The organism is Gilliamella sp. B2911, from assembly GCF_026536965.1.
Classification (GTDB): Bacteria; Pseudomonadota; Gammaproteobacteria; order Enterobacterales; family Orbaceae; genus Gilliamella; species Gilliamella apicola_E.
Map to the genome: position 1 here is coordinate 140,960 of NZ_JAFNNA010000002.1, position 20,034 is coordinate 160,993.

18 protein-coding genes and 1 tRNA gene are annotated in these 20,034 nt (G+C 32.9%); 10 read left to right on the forward strand and 9 right to left on the reverse strand.

Translation table 11 applies throughout. The annotated features are described in order from the left end of the window. Nucleotide 1 precedes the first annotated feature (1 nt). The 9 genes from glnG (at nt 2) to fruA (ending at nt 10,525) form a co-directional block, all read left to right on the forward strand. Nucleotides 2–1,435, forward strand: coding sequence for a nitrogen regulation protein NR(I) (glnG, locus tag J3U27_RS02660; RefSeq protein WP_267376774.1), 1,434 nt, complete (start codon nt 2–4; stop codon nt 1,433–1,435). Nucleotides 1,436–1,635: 200 nt separating this feature from the next. Continuing rightward, nucleotides 1,636–2,592 carry a siderophore ABC transporter substrate-binding protein gene (locus J3U27_RS02665; RefSeq protein WP_267342928.1) on the forward strand — a complete coding sequence of 319 codons (957 nt, stop codon included), beginning with the start codon at nt 1,636–1,638 and terminating at the stop codon, nt 2,590–2,592. Between the two features lie 8 nt (nt 2,593–2,600). After that, nucleotides 2,601–3,560 (forward strand): ABC transporter permease, encoded by a 960-nt coding sequence (locus J3U27_RS02670; RefSeq protein ID WP_267376775.1) that lies wholly within the window; start codon nt 2,601–2,603, stop codon nt 3,558–3,560. Beyond that, a complete protein-coding gene (locus J3U27_RS02675; protein WP_267376777.1) occupies nt 3,550–4,521 on the forward strand; it encodes an iron chelate uptake ABC transporter family permease subunit in 972 nt (323 codons plus the stop codon). The genes J3U27_RS02670 and J3U27_RS02675 overlap by 11 nt, the downstream gene beginning before the upstream one ends. After that, the gene (locus J3U27_RS02680) at nt 4,518–5,273 is read left to right on the forward strand and encodes an ABC transporter ATP-binding protein (protein ID WP_267330397.1); all 756 of its coding nucleotides are present in this window, start codon (nt 4,518–4,520) and stop codon (nt 5,271–5,273) included. Before J3U27_RS02675 ends, J3U27_RS02680 begins: the two co-directional genes overlap by 4 nt. Before the next feature lie 145 nt (nt 5,274–5,418). Beyond that, a complete protein-coding gene (cra, locus tag J3U27_RS02685) occupies nt 5,419–6,456 on the forward strand; it encodes a catabolite repressor/activator (RefSeq protein ID WP_220225632.1) in 1,038 nt (345 codons plus the stop codon). Nucleotides 6,457–6,645: 189 nt separating this feature from the next. Beyond that, nucleotides 6,646–7,836: a fused PTS fructose transporter subunit IIA/HPr protein gene (gene fruB, locus J3U27_RS02690; protein ID WP_267376779.1), complete on the forward strand. Its 1,191-nt coding sequence runs from the start codon at nt 6,646–6,648 to the stop codon at nt 7,834–7,836. A 2-nt stretch (nt 7,837–7,838) separates the two neighbouring features. Then, nucleotides 7,839–8,774 carry a 1-phosphofructokinase gene (gene fruK, locus J3U27_RS02695; protein ID WP_065563702.1) on the forward strand — a complete coding sequence of 312 codons (936 nt, stop codon included), beginning with the start codon at nt 7,839–7,841 and terminating at the stop codon, nt 8,772–8,774. Between the two features lie 8 nt (nt 8,775–8,782). After that, on the forward strand, nt 8,783–10,525 hold the full coding sequence (fruA, locus tag J3U27_RS02700) for a PTS fructose transporter subunit IIBC (RefSeq protein WP_267337132.1): 1,743 nt from the start codon (nt 8,783–8,785) through the stop codon (nt 10,523–10,525). 52 nt (nt 10,526–10,577) lie between these two features. On the opposite strand, the gene J3U27_RS02705 is transcribed toward fruA, so the two are convergent. Beyond that, nucleotides 10,578–11,150 carry a TIGR00730 family Rossman fold protein gene (locus J3U27_RS02705; protein WP_267338795.1) on the reverse strand — a complete coding sequence of 191 codons (573 nt, stop codon included), beginning with the start codon at nt 11,148–11,150 and terminating at the stop codon, nt 10,578–10,580. A 142-nt stretch (nt 11,151–11,292) separates the two neighbouring features. Between J3U27_RS02705 and J3U27_RS02710 the strand changes: the two genes are divergently transcribed. Continuing rightward, a tRNA-Asn gene (locus tag J3U27_RS02710) sits at nt 11,293–11,368 on the forward strand. 289 nt (nt 11,369–11,657) lie between these two features. Here J3U27_RS02710 and J3U27_RS02715 read toward each other — a convergent pair. The 8 genes from J3U27_RS02715 to J3U27_RS02750 form a co-directional block, all read right to left on the reverse strand. Further along, nucleotides 11,658–13,328: a toxin-antitoxin system YwqK family antitoxin gene (locus J3U27_RS02715; RefSeq protein WP_267376781.1), complete on the reverse strand. Its 1,671-nt coding sequence runs from the start codon at nt 13,326–13,328 to the stop codon at nt 11,658–11,660. A gap of 122 nt (nt 13,329–13,450) precedes the next feature. Further along, nucleotides 13,451–13,861 carry an N-acetylmuramoyl-L-alanine amidase gene (locus J3U27_RS02720; protein WP_267362376.1) on the reverse strand — a complete coding sequence of 137 codons (411 nt, stop codon included), beginning with the start codon at nt 13,859–13,861 and terminating at the stop codon, nt 13,451–13,453. Between the two features lie 358 nt (nt 13,862–14,219). Beyond that, a complete protein-coding gene (locus J3U27_RS02725) occupies nt 14,220–14,777 on the reverse strand; it encodes a hypothetical protein (protein WP_267338797.1) in 558 nt (185 codons plus the stop codon). 166 nt (nt 14,778–14,943) lie between these two features. Then, a complete protein-coding gene (locus tag J3U27_RS02730) occupies nt 14,944–15,936 on the reverse strand; it encodes a hypothetical protein (RefSeq protein WP_267376783.1) in 993 nt (330 codons plus the stop codon). 339 nt (nt 15,937–16,275) lie between these two features. Continuing rightward, nucleotides 16,276–16,986 (reverse strand): hypothetical protein, encoded by a 711-nt coding sequence (locus J3U27_RS02735; RefSeq protein ID WP_267343158.1) that lies wholly within the window; start codon nt 16,984–16,986, stop codon nt 16,276–16,278. Between the two features lie 78 nt (nt 16,987–17,064). Then, a complete protein-coding gene (locus J3U27_RS02740; RefSeq protein WP_267343160.1) occupies nt 17,065–17,595 on the reverse strand; it encodes a hypothetical protein in 531 nt (176 codons plus the stop codon). A gap of 83 nt (nt 17,596–17,678) precedes the next feature. Then, nucleotides 17,679–18,680: a hypothetical protein gene (locus tag J3U27_RS02745; RefSeq protein WP_267376785.1), complete on the reverse strand. Its 1,002-nt coding sequence runs from the start codon at nt 18,678–18,680 to the stop codon at nt 17,679–17,681. 278 nt (nt 18,681–18,958) lie between these two features. Then, on the reverse strand, nt 18,959–19,936 hold the full coding sequence (locus J3U27_RS02750) for a hypothetical protein (RefSeq protein WP_267337124.1): 978 nt from the start codon (nt 19,934–19,936) through the stop codon (nt 18,959–18,961). Nucleotides 19,937–20,034 lie beyond the last annotated feature (98 nt).

A 20,034-nucleotide genomic window follows, 5' to 3' on the forward strand; every position in this document is an offset into this window, starting at 1 on the left:
AATGAATGTTTGGATTGTTGATGATGATAGTTCGATTAGATGGGTGTTAGAAAAAGCACTTACTAATGCTCATTTTAATTGCATCAGTTTTTCAAGTGGTCAAGAAGTGATTGATGCTTTAGTGAATCACCCACAAAAACCAGCCGTTATATTATCTGACATAAAAATGCCTGGGATTGATGGCTTATCTTTACTTAATTATATTAAAGAGCAAATGCCCAATTTGCCTGTGATTATTATGACGGCGCATTCCGATCTTGATGCCGCTGTTAATGCTTACCAAAAAGGTGCTTATGATTATATTCCTAAGCCTTTTGATGTTGATGAAGTTATTCAACTGGTGGAACGAGCTATTTTACAAACTCAAAGCAATAAACCGAGCAGTCCTTCTAGCAGTAAAGCTTCTACTGGTATTATCGGTGAAGCTCCATCAATGCAGGAAGTGTTTCGTATTATTGGGCGACTTTCAAAATCATCTATTAGTGTGCTGATTAACGGCGAATCAGGAACGGGTAAGGAGCTAGTAGCTAAAGCATTGCATACCCATAGTCCACGTTCTCAGTCACCTTTTATTGCACTGAATATGGCTGCCATTCCAAAAGATTTGATTGAATCTGAATTGTTTGGTCATGAAAAAGGCGCATTCACTGGTGCTGCCCAAATAAGGCATGGTCGTTTTGAGCAAGCCAACGGTGGTACGCTATTTTTAGATGAAATTGGCGATATGCCGTTAGATGTGCAGACGCGATTATTAAGAGTGCTTGCCGATGGTCAATTTTATCGAATCGGTGGTTATTCACCGGTTAAAGTTGATGTTCGTATTATTGCCGCAACCCATCAAGATCTTCAAGCGAGAGTAAGGGAAGGTAAGTTTAGAGAAGATTTATTCCATCGCTTAAATGTTATTCGTATTTTATTACCGCCATTACGAGATAGAGCACAAGATATTCCAAAACTGGCTGAACATTTTTTACGTACTACTGCCAAAGAGTTAGGCGTCGAAAGTAAAGTGCTGAGTCCTGAAGCGCTTAATTTATTATGTATGTTTAATTGGCCGGGCAATGTTAGGCAATTGGAAAATGTTTGTCGTTGGGTGACTGTAATGTCGTCAAATAATGAAATTTTTGTTCAAGATTTACCTCCAGAACTTTTACAGTTATCGGTGCCTGCTACATCTGTTAATTATGACATTAATACCCATCCTCAGCCGTTAACAGATTGGAAAACGATGCTCGAACAGTGGGCTAAGCAAGCATTATTAGCGGGCCAAACAGGGATATTGACACAAACCGTTAGTGAAGTTGAACGGATTTTATTGAAATGCGCACTTAATTTTACTCGTGGTCACAAACAAGATGCTGCCAACCTTTTAGGTTGGGGACGAAATACGTTAACCAGAAAGCTTAAAGAATTATCCGAAGATTCCAATTATTAATTGACGTAGAATTGATCAATAATCAGCCTTTAATTTAATATTATTGGCTGATGTTTTTATAAGCTTATTAATTATTGATTTTTTTGTTTATCAAAGTTCATTGAACACTTATTTATTTTTAGTTACAATTCAGTCTAAATGATAATCATTCTATTTATCATTTACGCGCTTTTGAACTAAGCTAATAATTAGGAGTTACAATGTTTTCATCTATCAAATTTAAATTTTTAGTATTACTAACCGCTTTATTTGCTTTAGTTGGTTGTGATGATAAAAAAGAAGTACCTGCCGCTAATAAAGCTTCAATCGTTGTTGAACATGCTCAAGGTAAAACAGACGTTCCTGAAAATCCGAAAAAAGTGGTAGTGTTTAATGTAGCAACACTTGATATTATTGATGCATTAAATATTCCCGTTACTGCGGTTCCTCAATCTGATGTGCATTTCCCCGAGTTCTTATCTAAATATGCTGATAAAACTTATACCAATGTCGGTACATTATTTGAACCAAATTATGAAGTATTAAGTTCATTACAACCTGATGTGATTATTGCAGGTGGTCGTGCCACTGATGTATATAAAAAATTAAGTGATATTGCACCGACAATTTCGCTTGATATTGATCCTAATAATTTTGTGGCTAGTTTGACGCAGCGTACTGAGCAGTTAGGTAATATTTTTGGTAAACAAGCAGAAGCTAAAAAACTAATTGCTGATTTTAATCAGAAAATTGATAGCTTAAAACCAAAAACTAGCACTGCTGGAACGGCTTTAGTGATTATGGTTAATGGCGGCAAAATGTCTGCATATGGCCCTAAATCGCGTTTTGGTTTTATTTTTGATGTATTAGGTTTTGAACCTGCAACAACATTCCAAGAAGCAGGACGTCATGGTAATGCAGTAACTTCTGAATTTGTATCAAGTGTTAATCCACAATGGATATTTGTGCTTGATAGAGATAACGCAATTGGTAATAAAGAAGCACAGTCTGCACAACAGGTTTTAAATAACGAATTAATTCAAAAAACCGATGCATGGCAACAAAACCATATTGTTTATTTAGATTCTACTTCTATGTATATCTCTGGTGGTATTCAAACTTATAGTCGTTTGATGGATCAAATAAGTGATGTTTTACAAAAATCATCAGCAAATTAATATAAATCATGTCTAAAACGGTTTACTTTATTGCAGGCATTGTTTTTTTATTCGCAATGGCTGCATTAAGCCTTTTTATTGGTGCTGGGCACGTTACGTTAGCTGATTTATGGTCTGACAGTAATATGCGACAGATCTTTTTTGTTAGTCGAGTACCTAGAACAGTGGCATTATTATTAGCTGGCAGCGCCATGAGCGTTGCTGGTTTAATTATGCAACTCCTTACCCAAAATCGATTTGTGGAACCTTCGTTAGTAGGTACAACTCAGTCGGCTAGCCTTGGTTTATTAGTGATGATAGTGCTTGCACCTGGTGCAAGTGTGATGATGAAAATGGTGGTTGCCAGCTTATTTGCTATGGCGGGCACAATGTTATTTATGTTCATTTCTCGCAAAATTGTTTTTAAATCTGCCCTGATGGTCCCTCTTATTGGGATTATGCTAGGTGCGGTAATTAGTGCCATTTGTACTTTTTTTGCGATGTATTTTGACCTATTACAATCACTTGGAGGTTGGGAGTCAGGAGATTTTTCCGGAATATTGCAAGGCCGTTATGAGTTATTATGGTTAGTCGGAGGTATTACTCTACTCGCTTGTTGGAGTGCAGATCGGTTCACGGTTGCTGGTTTAGGTAGAGACTTTTCGGTTAATGTTGGGCTTAATTATAATCGAGTCATGTTAACTGGCCTTGTTGTTATCGCTTTGATAGGCGGAATAGTCGTTGTGGTGGTTGGTGTATTGCCATTTTTAGGACTGATTGTTCCCAATATTGTCAGTTTATTATTTGGTGATAATGTTAGAAAAACGATTCCTTGGATCTGTTTATTAGGCAGTGGGCTTGTCTTGCTATGTGATATTATTGGACGCGTTATCCGTTATCCATTTGAAATACCAGCCAGTGCCATTCTTGGTGTAGTAGGGGCTATTATTTTTTTAGTATTGTTGAGTAAAAAACGTCATGCTAGTTAATCAAAAACGCCATATTTCTAGCCGAAAAACAGTATGGTTATTACTTGGTATTGCCGTGCTTTGTGTTGTTTTTTTCATGACATTTAATTTAAAAGGCAATATCAGCTACATTTTGACACACCGGACTTGGATTGTATTAACGATGATTTTAGTTGCTTTTTCGGCGGCAACGTCAACATTACTTTTCCAAACTGTTACGAATAATCGAATTTTAACACCTTCAATAATGGGGTTTGAATCACTGTTTGTGTTGATTCAAACAGTAGTAATATTTTTTATTGATGCTCAAGGTATCCCTTATATTGGTATTGTCGGTAAATTTATCTTCGAGTCATTACTGTTAATTTTATTTTCTCTATTTTTGTATCGAGGATTATTTAACAAACTTAAACAAAATCTTCATTTAGTTTTATTAATTGGGATTATTCTAGGAACGCTGTTCCGTAGTTTTTCCAATTTATTACAACGCCTAATGACACCAACTGAATTTGCTGTATTACAAAGTCGAATTTTTGCAACATTTACTCGAACTGAACCCGTACTAATTGTCTTTTCATTAGTTATTTCCAGCATAATTGGTCTATTTTTATGGCGAATGCGTTTTCGGTTTGATGTACTAGCATTAGGTCGTGATAATGCGATTAATCTTGGTATCGATTATCAAAAAAGTGTCACCATTATTTTATTATTAGTTTCGGTATTAGTGTCAATATCGACCGCATTAGTTGGTCCATTTACGTTTTTAGGCTTACTTATTGCAAATTTAGCGTACAGTATTAGTGGTTCCAGCCAACATCGCTTTTTATTGCCAACCGCATTTTTATTAGGAATTATTTTCCTTGTTGGTGGGCAAATGTTTTTAGAGCATGTTTTAAACATGGTTGGTGCATTATCTATTGTAATTGAGTTTATTGGTGGTTCGCTGTTTATCTTCTTATTATTGAAAAAGGTTCCAATGTGATAGAAATTGATAATATTAGTAAAAAATATCAAACCATATCTGTATTAAAAAATGTGAATGCGACCATATCACAAGGTGGAGTGACAGCTATCATAGGTCCTAATGGTGCAGGTAAATCGACATTATTATCAATTATTAGTCGTTTATTACTGGCTGATGAAGGACAAGTAAAAATACAAAGTATGGACGTGGTTAATACGCCAAGTGACAAACTTGCCACCTACTTATCGGTATTGAGGCAAGAAAACCGTTTTACTAGCAGATTAACTGTTTTTGAATTAGTAGGATTTGGACGTTATCCTTATTCAAAAGGGCGATTAAATAAAGATGACTTAGCACATATCCATCGATCACTGGAATTTTTAAATTTAACTGAGTATAAAGATCGGTTTTTAGATGAACTTTCTGGCGGGCAACGACAACGTGCTTATGTTGCTATGGTGCTTTGTCAAGATACTGAGTATGTTTTGCTTGATGAACCGCTAAACAATCTTGATATGAAACACGCAGTTTCGATGATGAAACAGTTACGCCGAGCGGCCGATGAACTCGGTAAAACGATTGTTATTGTTATCCATGATATCAATTTTGCCTCAGTTTATTCTGATTATATTTTAGCCATGAAAGATGGCCAACTTGTCTATCAAGGTAGTCCAAAAGAAATTATGAATTCAACTATTTTAGAAGATATATTTGATACGCCAGTAAAAATAGAAACGATCCATAACCAAAACATTGCTATTTATTATTAATAAAAGATTTTTTAACTAAAAGGGTTTAGATTCACACTAAATCCTTTTTTTCTTATAATTCGTTAAGTTTAAATGATAAGTTCTGTTTACATTTAATTTGTGTTCAGTTTAAATAACTGATGAATTTTTTTATTGAGATATATTCATGAAATTAGAACAAATTGCACTGTTAGCTGGCGTTTCAAGAACGACAGCCAGCTATGTAATAAATGGTAAGGCTAAACACTACCGAGTTAGTGATAAAACCATTGCTAAAGTGATGGCAGTAGTGAAAGAATATAATTACCAACCCAATGCTGTAGCAGCAGGTCTAAGAGCGGGGAAAACACGTACTATTGGTATCATCATTCCAGACTTTGAAAATATAAGTTATACCCGAATTGCAAGTTACTTAGAGCAGTTGTTAAGAAAAGAAGGCTATCAATTATTGCTTTCTTGTTCTGAAGATAATCCGGAAATTGAAAAAGAGTGTGTAAAACATTTAAAACAACGCCGTGTAGATGCTTTAGTCATTTCTTCATCGTTTGTTAATGATTCTGATTATGCGTTTTACAACGGTTGGCAAAATAGTGATACTCCTTTGTTTGCATTAGACAGAACACTCTCAACATCTGAATTTAGGAATGTTGTTGGATCTGACAAAGAAGATTCTAAAATGCTAGCTCAAGCTTTTAATCAATTTGTTGATGGAACAGTCGCTTATATTGGTGCATTACCTAACTTGTCTGTTAGCCAGCTACGAATGGAGGGTTTTAAGGAAGTTGCTCTAAATCATAGCAATAAAGTTGATTTTTTGTGTGCAAATAATTATAGTCGTCGCGATGCAGAGGTTACTTTTAGTCAATGGTTGGCAAATAATGATTTACCAAACGGCATTTTTTCCACTTCTTTTTCTTTATTACAAGGCACCATTGATGCAATTCTGAAAAAGTTTGGTCGTTTACCGGATAATCTAACAATTGCCACCTTTGGTGATAATGAGTTACTCGATTTTTTACCGTGTAAATTGATTGCGTTATCTCAAGATCATAAATCAGTATCAGAAGTAACCATTGAATTATTATTAAATAGTTTGCATAAAAAGAACTATCAACCAGGAACAACAGTCATACCGCGACGTTTAATTTATCGAGGTAGCCTGAGTCGAGAAAAATTGCTAAAAAGTCAAATTAAATCGTCATAGAGCTAAAAAGATTTACTCAAAAAGCTGATCTAGATCACATTTTAGGAATTAATAGATATAATTTATTTGATAATTAGGACGTTTATATTCATTATCGCTGAAACGATTCAATCATGATTCAATAACGATTATGGGATTGCTGAGTTGTTTTTAGTACATCCAATATTATAACCCAGAGGTATTTATTATATGTTTCATTTAGTTAAAGAAGATATCCATTTAAATGAACAAGCAACCAACAAAAGTGAGGCAATTAAAAAGATTGCAGCCGCATTAACTAGCGCTGGTTATGTTGAAGAAGGCTACGTTGATGGTATGCTTGAACGTGAAAGTCAAGCTGCAACTTATTTAGGTATTGGTATTGCTATACCTCATGGCACACCTAAAACTCGCCACTTAGTTAAAAAAACTGGGGTTCAAGTTTTTTGTTTTCCTCAAGGCGTAGAGTGGGGTGATGATGGCGAAAAAGCTTATCTAGCTATTGGTATCGCTGCGAGTTCTGATGAGCATTTAGAATTACTTCGTCAATTAACTCATGTCCTTGGTGCTGATGGCGTTGAAGAGCGAATCAAAAAAATCCAAACTGCCGATGAAGCTTTAGCTATTTTAACTGGCAAAGAAAGCGTAGAAGATAGTCAATTTGTAATAGATGAATCCTCATTATTATTGGATATACAAGCTGATAGCTTAACTACATTACAAGCTTTAAATGCTTCACGTTTAAAACAACACGATGCGGTTAATGTCAGCTTTATTACGAACGTACTTGATAATAAACCAAGTTATTTAGGTAATGGGGTATGGTTAAGTGACAGTCGCGAAGGCAATTTAAAAAATGCGATTGCTATTAGCCGTACTGTGAATGATCTTAATCAAGATGGCAAACCAGTTAAGCTTCTTATTACTATTTCAGCTGTTGATGATTCAGTTACAGCTATCGTAAATAACATTGCATCATTAGTTTATAACCAAAAATTAGCATTATTAATTTCTGCAAAAAGTGATGATTTTAATAATCTACTCCTTTCAGGGGATCATTCTGTATCATCTGAAACACCAGAAAATGTTAATGATTCATCAAACAGTGGTGCTAATGGTGAAGAATTAAGCCGAGTATTTGTTATTCCAAATGAAAATGGCTTACACACTCGTCCATCATCAGTTCTTGTCAAATTAGTTAAAGAGTTCAATAGCAAAGTGACGGTAGCTAATCTAGATGGTAAAAACGAGCCAGTTAGTGCAACTAGTTTAATGAAAATTGTTGCGCTAGGTGCGAAAAAAGGTAGCCGTTTACAATTTACTGCTGTTGGTAATGATGCAGAACAAGTATTAGATGCAATCGGTAAAGCAATTGAAAGTGGTTTAGGAGAGGGTGCTTAATCATGACTTATCGTGTTGCAACGATCACTTTAAATCCTGCTTATGATTTATTAGGTTTTTGTCCAAAAGTTGAGCTTGGTGATGTTAACTTAGTTCAAACTAACGCTTTGCTTGCTGCGGGTAAAGGTATCAATGTTGCCAAAGTATTATCTGATCTTGGTATTAAATTAACCGTGGGTGGTTTTTTAGGTAAAGAGAATCGTGATGGTTTTAATTTACTTTTTAAATCTCTAAATGTTGATGATAAATTCCAGACCGTTGATGGTCGAACCCGAATTAACGTTAAACTCACTGAAGAAAATAGTGAAGTCACTGACCTAAATTTTTCAGGTTTCACGATTAACGATCAAGATTGGCAAACTTTCGTTTCCAATTCTTTAGAATGGTTGAAAGAGATAGATATGGTTGCCATTAGTGGTAGTTTACCTGCTGGAGTATCACTGGAAAAATTCACAGAATGGATGAAACAAGTTAAAGCAATTTGTCCTAAAGTGGTCTTTGATAGTAGCCGTGATGCTTTAGTAGCAGGGCTTAAGGCCAACCCTTGGTTAATTAAACCAAATGATAAAGAACTGGAAATGTGGGTAGGCAGAAAACTATCTACATTATCAGAAATTAAAACAGCAGCCATGGAACTTATCGATGGTGGGGTAGAAAACGTAGTAATTTCACTTGGCAGCAAAGGTGCTTTGTGGGTAACTAAACGTGAAGCATGGTTAGCCAAACCACCTAAATGTAAAGTGGTTAGCACTGTTGGTGCTGGTGATTCAATGGTCGGTGGGTTAATGTATGGTTTATTAAATAATAAATCAATCAAAGACACCCTAGTATTTGCATCAAGTGTTGCCGCTTTATCTGTTGAACAAGCTGGTGTTGGTGTGTCAGACCGTCAAGCGGTTACCAACATGTCGGAAAAAATTGAAATAATCGCTGGATAGGAGTATTCATGAATATATACATTGTTGAAGGTAGCAATTCAGGCCCAGTTAATGGGCGATTAGCTAAAGCGGAATTAGCGTTAGCTGCTAATTCTTTAAATTTTAAAATTGTTGATAATGCAACATCAGCCGATACTATCATTTCGGTTGGTAGTGGTAATATTAGTGACAAATCAGTTATTGGCAAAAAAGTTTATGTTGTTAATGATATAAATGATGTTTTTGCTGATCCTAAAAAAATCTTAAATGATGCACAAAGTAAAGCAACTGTTTATGAACAATCGACTGGTGATACTAGCACTTCTGTGGCAAACAGTGGACAAAAACGTATTGTTGCGGTAACTGCTTGTCCAACAGGTGTTGCTCATACATTTATGGCAGCTGAAGCGATTGAAGAAGAAGCGAAAAAACGTGGTTGGTGGTGTAAAGTAGAAACTCGTGGTTCTGTTGGTGTTGGAAATGAATTAACACCAGAAGAGATTGCTTCTGCTGATGTAGTTATAGCTGCATGTGATATTGATGTTGATTTAAGCAAATTTGCTGGTAAAAAACTTTATCGTACCAAAACTGGTCCAGCTCTTAAAAAGACCGCTCAGGAATTAGATAAAGCATTTGAAGAAGCAACAATTTATCAACCGTCTGGTTCTACTTCTGTTGCAACATCAAGCAATGAAAAGAAAGGCTTTTATCAACATCTACTAACAGGTGTGTCTTACATGTTGCCAATGGTGGTTGCAGGTGGTTTGATCATTGCGCTTTCTTTTGCTTTTGGTCAGTTCCAAGAAGTATTAAAAACAGTTACTGTACTTGAAAATGGCGTACAAGTTGTTAAACAAACTCTTGTAAATGAGCTTGTTGGTGAACCTCATTTAGCTCAAATTGGTGGTTTAGCCTTCTCGTTAATGGTTCCATTGCTTGCTGGTTATATTGCTTACTCAATTGCTGATAGACCAGGGCTTGCTCCTGGCCTAGTTGGTGGTTTACTTGCAGTTTCAACTGGTGCAGGATTCTTAGGTGGTATTATCATTGGTTATTTTGCAGGTTATGTCGCATTAGCTATTACAAAATACTTACCATTACCAAAAAGTATGGAAGCATTGAAACCAATATTAATTGTGCCTTTACTTGCAACTTTAATTACTGGTCTTGTTATGCAATTTGTTGTTGGTACGCCAATCGCATGGTTAATGAAAATTATTACTGTATGGCTAAATACCATGAATGGTGCTAATGCTGTTATGTTAGGTGCATTATTAGGCGGTATGATGTGTACTGATATGGGTGGACCAATTAATAAAGTTGCTTATGCTTTTGGTACTGGTATGATTTCTTCACAAGTTTATGCACCTATGGCTGCAGTTATGGCGGGGGGAATGGTTCCTCCATTAGCGATGGGATTAGCTACTTTAATCGCTCGTAAAAAATTTGCTAAAGCAGAACAAGAAAGTGGTAAAGCATCTTTAGTTTTAGGTCTATGCTTTATCTCTGAAGGGGCAATTCCTTTTGCAGCGCGTGATCCGTTACGTGTTATCCCTTGTTGTATTGTTGGTGGTGCAATCACTGGTGGTATGGCATTAGCATTTGGTTCAACGTTAATGACGCCACATGGTGGTTTATTTGCATTAGCAATCCCTGGCGTAGTTAAACCTGTTGGTGGATATATATTATCAATCGTTGCAGGCTCTGTAATTGCAGGTGTTGCTTACGCATTGATTAAGAAACCTGAATCACAAACAACAGCTATCGCATAATAATTATGCAACTAAAAACGCCATCAATTGATGGCGTTTTTTTTATATTAAATTATTTTTTTACCCAGCGTTGTAAGTCTTTTGGTATAAAACTGTCCATTTTTTCTAACATTGAATCAGCAGTATCTGAGATAATTAATGTTTGATAAAAACTTTCTCGAATAAATCCCTCTAGTACTGCGTGCTTTAAAAAGTTCAGTAAAGGTTGCCAAAATTGGCTATTAAATAGTGCGACGGGTTTTTCATGATAACCAATTTGCATCCCTGTCCAAACTTCAAAAAGCTCTTCTAACGTGCCCGTTCCCCCTGGCATTGCAATAAATCCATCGGCAAGTTCAGTTAGTCTTGCTTTACGTTGATGCATATTTTCAACAACTTCTAATCGAGTAATACCAAGGTGTGCAGTTTCGGCTTTGACTAATTTTTCTGGAATGATGCCAATAACCTCACCACCATGATCTAAAACGGAATTAGCAATTATGCCCATTAATCCTTTATTGCCTCCGCCATAGATTAATCGTCTATTTTGATTGGCAATAACCTTGCCTAATTGCATAGCCGCTGTACGATACTCTGGACGATTCCCTTCACTAGCACCACAAAAAACACAAATATTCTTTTTCATAAATTTTACTCTACTTGTTAATCTGTACTATTTTAGCATAGTATTCACGCGATTTGCTTACAAGCTGAGCAGTTAAACTTAATTAGTGTTTTATAGATTGACATAATCGTCATAGATAGTTAATATTCTGTCCGTCAAGTGTTCCTCCATAGTTCAGTCGGTAGAACGGCGGACTGTTAATCCGTATGTCACTGGTTCAAGTCCAGTTGGAGGAGCCAACTTTCCACTTCATCTCATATCTATACATCTCTATTTGTTTATAAATCAATAATGTCAAAATCAAATTGATGTAACACATCAGAAACAATTTGGTTAGGATTGGCTGAATAAGAATCTACTCGTTTGGGTTGATCTTTAGAAGATTTTATATTTTCTGTATGAAGGCTTTAGTTTTCCATTATAGGATGATTAAGTAATTATTTATATTTTTTAATTTATTGTTTACTTATCACCGTTCATAATTATGAGGGTGATAGGCAAAATAAAAAGCAGTTTAAAATACTATCATTACTTCATTTCATCAATTTCATTATCCACAAATTTTCGTTCGATAAGCTCACCGTCTTTATAGGTTTCTGTGTACAAAAGTTTGCCTTTTTTAGCAGAAGATAGCTCAACAGATCCTTCTGGCATCTCTTGGTAATCTAATTTATAAAACTTCCAAATTCCAATCGGTAACCCTTTTTGGTAATTTGCTTCAAGGTAAGTATAAAGGTAAGTATAATAACCATTTGGCTTCTTCTCAACCCACAAACCTTCACGGGTATGGTTTTCGACTAATCCTTGCTCTTCTTCATTTTGGAAAAATCCGTTTTGGTCGTAATATCGAATAAATTTGCCTTCAGGCGAAATTTGGAATTTTTCATAACGGATAAAATGCGTATCCTCTTCATCTTCTTCAAAATATTTAATATGAATAATATTGTTCTTATCTATAAAAAATAATTTTCTATAACCATTAATTACCCATGATAAAGAATAATAAACATTTAATTTATCGATAGTGTTAGTACTATCTGTTGTGATTAAATCCATTCTAGAATAATTATAAGGCTCGTATTCACTATTATAAACTGGCTTGTCTTTAAGTGTTGTATGAGAAGATGTTAATAGAAATAGATTTAGATTTTTATCATTAATATTTATTTTGCTTACTGGTGAAAGATAATTATCTTTTTTAATATTTTTATCAAAAAAATGTTGTAGTTTATCATAGTAAAGATTACTCATTTCAGATTCATAAAATCTGTCTTTAAGAATTGTTAATTGAGGGTTTAAATATAATTCTGGATATAAATAATCATTTGAATATTTACTCAAATAAAAAATTACTGAATCATAATTACGTTGTATCCTACTGTTATTCCTTTCAACTTTTTCTTGCCAAAATTGGGTTGTCCATTTCTTAGGAAAATGTGTTGATATCAGTTCTTCTTTACCAAAAGAAAGCTCGTTCGTATAGGGCAACTCACTATAAATATTTACTGAATAAGTATTATTCGGTATGGTGAAAAGCTCTTTTAACTCAGTCTCATATAAATCATCAAAATTGTAAATTTTCTTTGAAACAACTTTTCCATTCTTATATTGAGTTACGATTTTATAGTCTTTGCCTAATTCATCAGGATGATAATAGGTGGTTTCGATTAAATCGCCTTTTTCATCGTATGTTTTCCATAATCCTACAGGTATTGTGGTAGCATTATACATATCCATAAACCCTTCATATTGCTTAACGCCATTTTCAAAGTAAATAGTAGTGAGTTTGGGTAATTCTAAAGAGTCAGTAACTATTGTTTCTATAAGATTTATTTGTCCATTAGGATAATAAATAACATATAATACATCTCCTTTTTTAACTTCATCTCTTACATAGCGGATGAATTTTAGTTTTCCATTTGGGTAAAATCCTTGAGCAGAAATGCCGTCTGGTTTATATGATGACATATAATACACAGATTCTAATTGACCGCCTTTAGCATAGTAAGTTTTTATATAATCCGCTGCTTTATTGCCATTGATATAATATTCATACCGTAGAAAACCCTCCGGTGTATTGGATTCTTTAATTCGTACTGAATTTGAAGGGGGAGCTTCGGAAATCTTTTTTTCTTCAATGCGTTGAACACATGCCAAAATGCCAACAAAAAAAATAGACACTATTAGTAATTTTTTCATTTTATTCTTAAAAATGTTTATCAATGTTGATTTCTAACCCTTGAGCAAGTTGCTCTGCTATTAAGTCCATATTGTCCTAAATACTTTTGCATCTTTAGGGTGTGTAATATAACCAAGCTCTATTAAAACTTTATCTTTCGTTTGATTTTTCCCCCAAGAACTCCTACATTATTTCTAGCATCAGGGTGTTTCTTTCCTATACTGACAACAGTATAACAACTAAAAATATCATTAGCTAATTCTAGCCCTTTTTTATCTCCTTCATAATAGATAACATGCGCGCCGGAAGTAAAATTGGTTAAGCCATCTGCATGAATAGAAATAAAATAATCCGCTTTGTTGTTATTAGCTATATCACAGCGAAAATAGATCGCTTCTTTATTATTGGCAACTTTAACAACGTTTTTACTATTTCCTTGGTATAGGTAATGGAGCCCTCTACTGTGTATTCTATTTCTGTTTTTTCTTCTCCATTGACTAAAAAGGAACCGGGTTATTTGAATACAGGTTTTGGGTAGTATCGGTATTTTCAATTTCCCTAAGACTGAGCACTAATTTACCTTTTCGGGGAGTACCGTAACATTTGGCAACCAGATAAATTTTGTCACCCCAAGAGGCTTGATTTAATTTTAAATAGGTATATTCATTAGGTTTATTCGCGGCATTTATTTTTTTGCAAAATAGGCATCCGCTACATTAATATGAAAATCAGATTAATGTAACAAATCATAGACAATTTGATTGGGGTTGGCTGAATAGGAATCGGTTTGAGGTTGTAATACCTTGTTTTCGGGTTGATTGGGTTGTGATTGTTTATTGTCCGGCGAGGTTGCTCCTTTTTCCATTTTGGGTTGTAGACTTATTTTTTGTTTATGTATCTAACTTTTAATATTATTTATTTTTGACGTTGAAACATTTAGGATCATCAATTGAATTTATGATTAAATTAATTTCATTTCCTTTCTTTCTTGACATACTATATTTACAGATTTGAATAGTATTTCCTGATTGGATTTGTTCCATGGATATTAATTCTAATAAGTTGTTTTTATCCTTTTCAAAGATGAATTTATCAACCGTTAAATGTCTGGTTTCTTGTATAATTTCTAAGGTATATTCTTTTTTACTTACTTTTGTCAAAGTAAATGTTAGATCATTTCTATCACCATAGTTACTAATTAATAATTTATAGTTTTCTTTAAATTTTATATTTCCTTGTTCTATTTGAATTATAAAATGATCATACTGTTGATCCGATACTAAATTTTTATGGAGTTCCCCTGCATTATCAAATTGAATATGAAAAATATTATTTTTAATAATATCAGCTTCGCTCTCATCTTGAATCTTTTGTTTACTATAAACATTTTTAACTTGTCCTTGACAAGAAAAAGTTAATATCATTATTAGAATAAAAAAGATTCCTTTATTTTTTATTAATACACTCATTATATTTCATTATACCTTTTAATATTTCTGTAAACTTCTTTCTTTCTTCTAAACCATTGGGGACTTTTACATTTCATTAATTGCTCATGATACCAATAAAATATATGATTAATAGATAAATTAAATCAAAAATAATTATATTATACTAAGCGTGTTTAACATTGTCCTATTTTTCAAACTCACCGATTAAAATTCGTCCCCCTCGATCTTCAGGATCTGGTTTATCATGGAATGATGCACGTAAAATGATAAATTTATCTTTATAAAATCCGACAGGTCTAGAAGTAGCAAACATACCTTTTAACTCATACTTATTCCAAGTTTGTCCATAGTCATATGAATATCGAATTGACGGGTTAATAGATGATAAAAGTTTATAGTCGCATACAAAATTTTTATATCGGTAAAAGTTCACATTTTTTGAATCAAGTGTATATAACTCTTTTTCCTCTTCATTATAAAAAGTTGCAGACGTTTTTAACAGGTTAGCTTTACCCAAAATAAAAGTGTCATCTTGATATAGTAAGACATCATAGTTATTTTTGAAACTTTTGATGATTTGCTGGTTTTGGGTTTTAGGGTCATAACTAATGATCTGATTTTTTTGTAAAGTTAGAATGTTACCATGTGCGGTTAAATAAAATGGCTGATTGTTTAAGTCGTCAGGCAAGGGGTATTCTTCTTCTCGATTCAATAAATTAATCAGTTTTAAATTGCCTCGATTGGAATATATGACATATTTACCGTTGAATTTTTTATAATCGATATCATCGGCAGATAAATACTCATCTATTTTAACCACTTTTAGACTCTTATGATCTAAAAGATATTGGGAAATTTTTTTACTGTTATCGGGTAATCTATTTTGAGCTTCTACTAATGAATAATCATTACTGGTATCAATCCATTTCATCTCTTGTTCGGGTAGCAATAATTCTTGATAACTTTTGCCCCGATCTTTCGATACATGTATTACTGCTTGATACCCTCTTTGGCTTGAATCAAAGGCATTAAGATCTTTATTTCCAATCAAAATAATGGTGTTTTCATTGGGGGCTATAAAATCTTCAAAACGAAAAGCAGACATCGGGTCTAAGACAGTTGCTTGGTCGGTTAATTGGTATAATTGATTAAAATCGTATTTGGCTATCCATTTCATATTTCCTTGTTTATCGGGGTTACAGCTGAATAAAAAAAGGCTTAATAGAGTAGTGATAATCAATTTATTATTTAGGGATATCATCATAAAAAACACTCTAGTTACATATCTTTTGTTATCGGACTCTTGTTATTAAATTTCAAATAAAACCAACAGCCATTATAAAGATTAGTTTTGAATGATTATTCTTTTTAATTTACTCATTTATATCGGTTTACTTACCACTGTTCATAATTATGAGAGTGATAAGCATAATAATCGTTTGTTTACTACACAACCTTTAATTCAATTCATCAATTTGTTTATCCACAAATTTGCGTTCTAATTTTTATCAAGAAGTTAGTTGATTTTTTCAATAATTAATTTTTTATATTTATAATCAGTGCTATAAAAACCTTTTTCGTTCCAAATAGTATCAGTTACTTTTATGTATAAAATATTGTCATTCCAAGCCAAATCCCAAATAATCCATTTTTCTGTTTCGAAACAAGAAATATGCTTGATATGATTATTTTCAATCTCATATAAATCTATAATGGATTTTGATTGTTCATAATCTATGTAAAAGGTAGTAAAATGCGTTTGGGCCTTATTTATATAGGGTATTCCTTGTAAAGTAATTGTATTATTTTTGTTATCCTGAATTTTAACCTCACTATCTTCATAATATGAAACTTTAATAATATCCTTATTCAAGGGTTTCCAATAACCATAATAGTCATAAATTTTCATGGATTCGTTATCGTTCAAATTATTTATATAGGTTTTATTGTTCACTTTTAAGTATGTTTCTGTCTTTATAAATCTTTTATCATTTTTTTCAATCATTGGGTCATAAATTTTTTTCATATGACTGAATTCTTGTGCGTTGCTTTTTTTTTCTATAAAGTTTATTGAAAACTTTTTTAGATTATTAGTTTCACTATTTGTTAATTCTATTTTCAATGGTTCGTGACAAACTCTGTTATTAGATAATGAATAAATACCTTGAATGTTACTATTTACACATCCTATAACTAAAAAGCTTAATATTGTTAAAATATATTTCATTGGTTTAGTCTTCTTTTTCAATTATCGGTTATACTTGCCAAATAAATTTTTCACCTCATTATTCTTTTGTTTTAATATTTATTCAATAGGTTTTACATCATTAATAGCCAGTAAATTATATCTAGCTCCGTTTGAATAAACCTTTAATAAAAATGCGGTATTTCGTGTTCGTATATTTGTTTTACTACAATATTTTGTAATTATTTCATGGTTAGTAACGGTTAAGTAAAGATTTGTATTATCTTGTTTAAAGTTAAATGCAGTGGGTTCTGTATTAGTCTTTTTATATTGATAATAAAGGATAAATTCGATTTTTTTAGATAAAAAACCATCCATTTTTTCTTCATCATATATATAGTTTCCTTTCCCACAATAATCAGACAATGTTGCTTCAAATTGCACATTATCCACTTGTATAGAATCTATATTGTTAGGTATGGTATATATATTTGATAATGAGATTTTTTCACCATCTATTAAGGTAAGGGAATGACTAAGAATGAAGTTTTCATCTTTTGATTCTATATTTGTTTTAATGGCGTTAGACACATTTCCTTTGCTGCAATTAGCGATAAAAGGAACAAGTAAACAGAGAGCTATTATTTTCATTTTATTTTCGATTTCTGCATGTATTTAGATATATTTTTCGGATAAAAAGGTAAATCTCTTTTACTTGTTCCCATAAGATTTTTTTATTTTTCAAACTCACCGATTAAAATTCGTCCCCCTCGATCTTCAGGATCTGGTTTATCATGGAATGATGCATGAAAAATGATGAATTTATCTTTATAAAATCCAATTGGATAAGAGGCTGAAAAAAAGCCTGTAAACTTTTGTTCAAACCAAGTTTGTCCATAGTCATAAGAATATCGGAAAATAGGATAAAGGGATGAAATAAGTTTATAGTCGCATACAAAATTTTTATAGCGATAATATCGGCTTCTATCCCCTTTTTCGAAAGTATATAAAAGCTCTTCTTTATTATTATAATAAGAACCTCCACCTTTAGACTTATTTTCATTGAATTTAGTAAAAAAATATTCACCATCCTTATAAGTCAGCACATCATAATTATTATGTAATTGCTGTATGACGGTTTTTGTATTATTTTTCGGGTCGTAGCGAATGACTTGTTTGGCATCTAGAATAAGTAATGTATCATCAGCAGTAACCCAAAAAGAACGGTTGTTTAATTCGTAGGGTAAAGGATACTGTTCCTCTCGATTCAATAAATTAACCAGTTTTAATGCCTTGTTATGGGAATACACGGCATATTTTCCATTAAAATTATAATAAGAGATATCAGCTTCAGAATCATATTCATCTATTTTAACGATTTTTAAACTGTTGTTATCTAAAAGATACATGGAATTTTTTTTACTGTTGTCTGGTAATCTACTTTGAGCTTTTATTAATGAATAATCATTGCTGGGATAAATCCATCTCATCTCTTGTTCGGGAAGCGATAACTCTTGATAACTTTTGCCCCGATCTTTCGATACATGTATTACTGCTTGATACCCTCTTTGGCTTGAATCAAAGGCATTAAGATCTTTATTTCCAATCAAAATAATGGTGTTTTCATTGGGGGCTATAAAATCTTCAAAACGAAAAGCAGACATCGGATCTAAGACAGTTGCTTGGTCGGTTAATTGGTATAATTGATTAAAATCGTATTTGGCTATCCATTTCATATTTCCTTGTTTATCGGGATTACAGCTGAATAAAAAAAGGCTTAATAGAGTAGTGATAATCAATTTATTATTTAGGGATATCATCATAAAAAACACTCTAGTTACATATCTTTTGTTATCGGACTCTTGTTATTAAATTTCAAAAAAACTAACGCCATTATAATGATTAGTTTTGAATGATTATTCTTTTTAATTTACTCATTTATATCGGTTTACTTACCACCGTTCATAATTATGAGAGTGATAAGCATAATAATCGTTTGTTTACTACACAACCTTTAATTCAATTCATCAATTTGTTTATCCACAAATTTGCGTTCGACAAGCTCACCGTCTTTATAGGTTTCTGTGTACAAAAGTTTGCCTTTTTTAGCAGAAGAATAGGGAACATAATAGGGAATAGAGCCGTCTTTTAACTTATATTCTAATTTATAAAACTTGCCTTCACCCTGTATTAACCCATTTTTATATTCGGCTTCAAAATATGAAGTACCAATTAAATGGTTTACTTTCTTCTCAATCCATAAACCTTCGCGAGTATGGTTTTTAACTAAACCTTGCTCTTGATTATCTTTATAGTTACCATTTTTAGGATAGTAACGAATAAATTTGCCTTCGTCATTTAGTTGATATTGATAAAACGGTGTTTGTGTTATTCCGTCCTCAGTAAAGGAATAGTCTCGGGTGGAAATGATCAGGTTTTCATCTATATAAAAAATTTTACCATCTGTAAAACCCATTTCTCCTGAGCGATTATAATAAATTCTTCTAGAATCAACCTGTACTCCATTTTTTAAGGATAACAGATATATAGATAGATTTAGATAACTGTTAGATTCTGATTTTTGTATTGCTAATTTTAAGATTTTATCGCCTTTTTTGAGGTATTTGAATGAAATAATAAAAGGTATCGCTTCTTCTTTATATAAATTATATCTGCTAAAAACCTCATCAGAATCTGAATATTCTATTTTAAAAAGTTTAGGATTATAATTTACGGTTTCCTCACAACCAAGTAAGGAACAAAAGCTATCCCTACTTCCATATCTATGAACAAAATTATTGTACAACTCTGCAATTGAATCTTCGTTTTTTGCTTTATGGAGTATTGCCCGCTGCCCTAATGGTGGTGATATAAGTGCACCTGACAAATCTTTTGCTGTGTCGGGAGTGGCAGGTGTATAAGTTATTATCGGTTGCCCATACGAACAACCCAACCATAGAGTCAATGTAAGTAAAATAATTATTTTATGCATAGATATTAGGGATTTCTCGAAAGTTATAAATAGATAAATGAATATTATATACGGTATGTATTTTATTTCTATTTAGTTAAACTAATACAATCCGCATA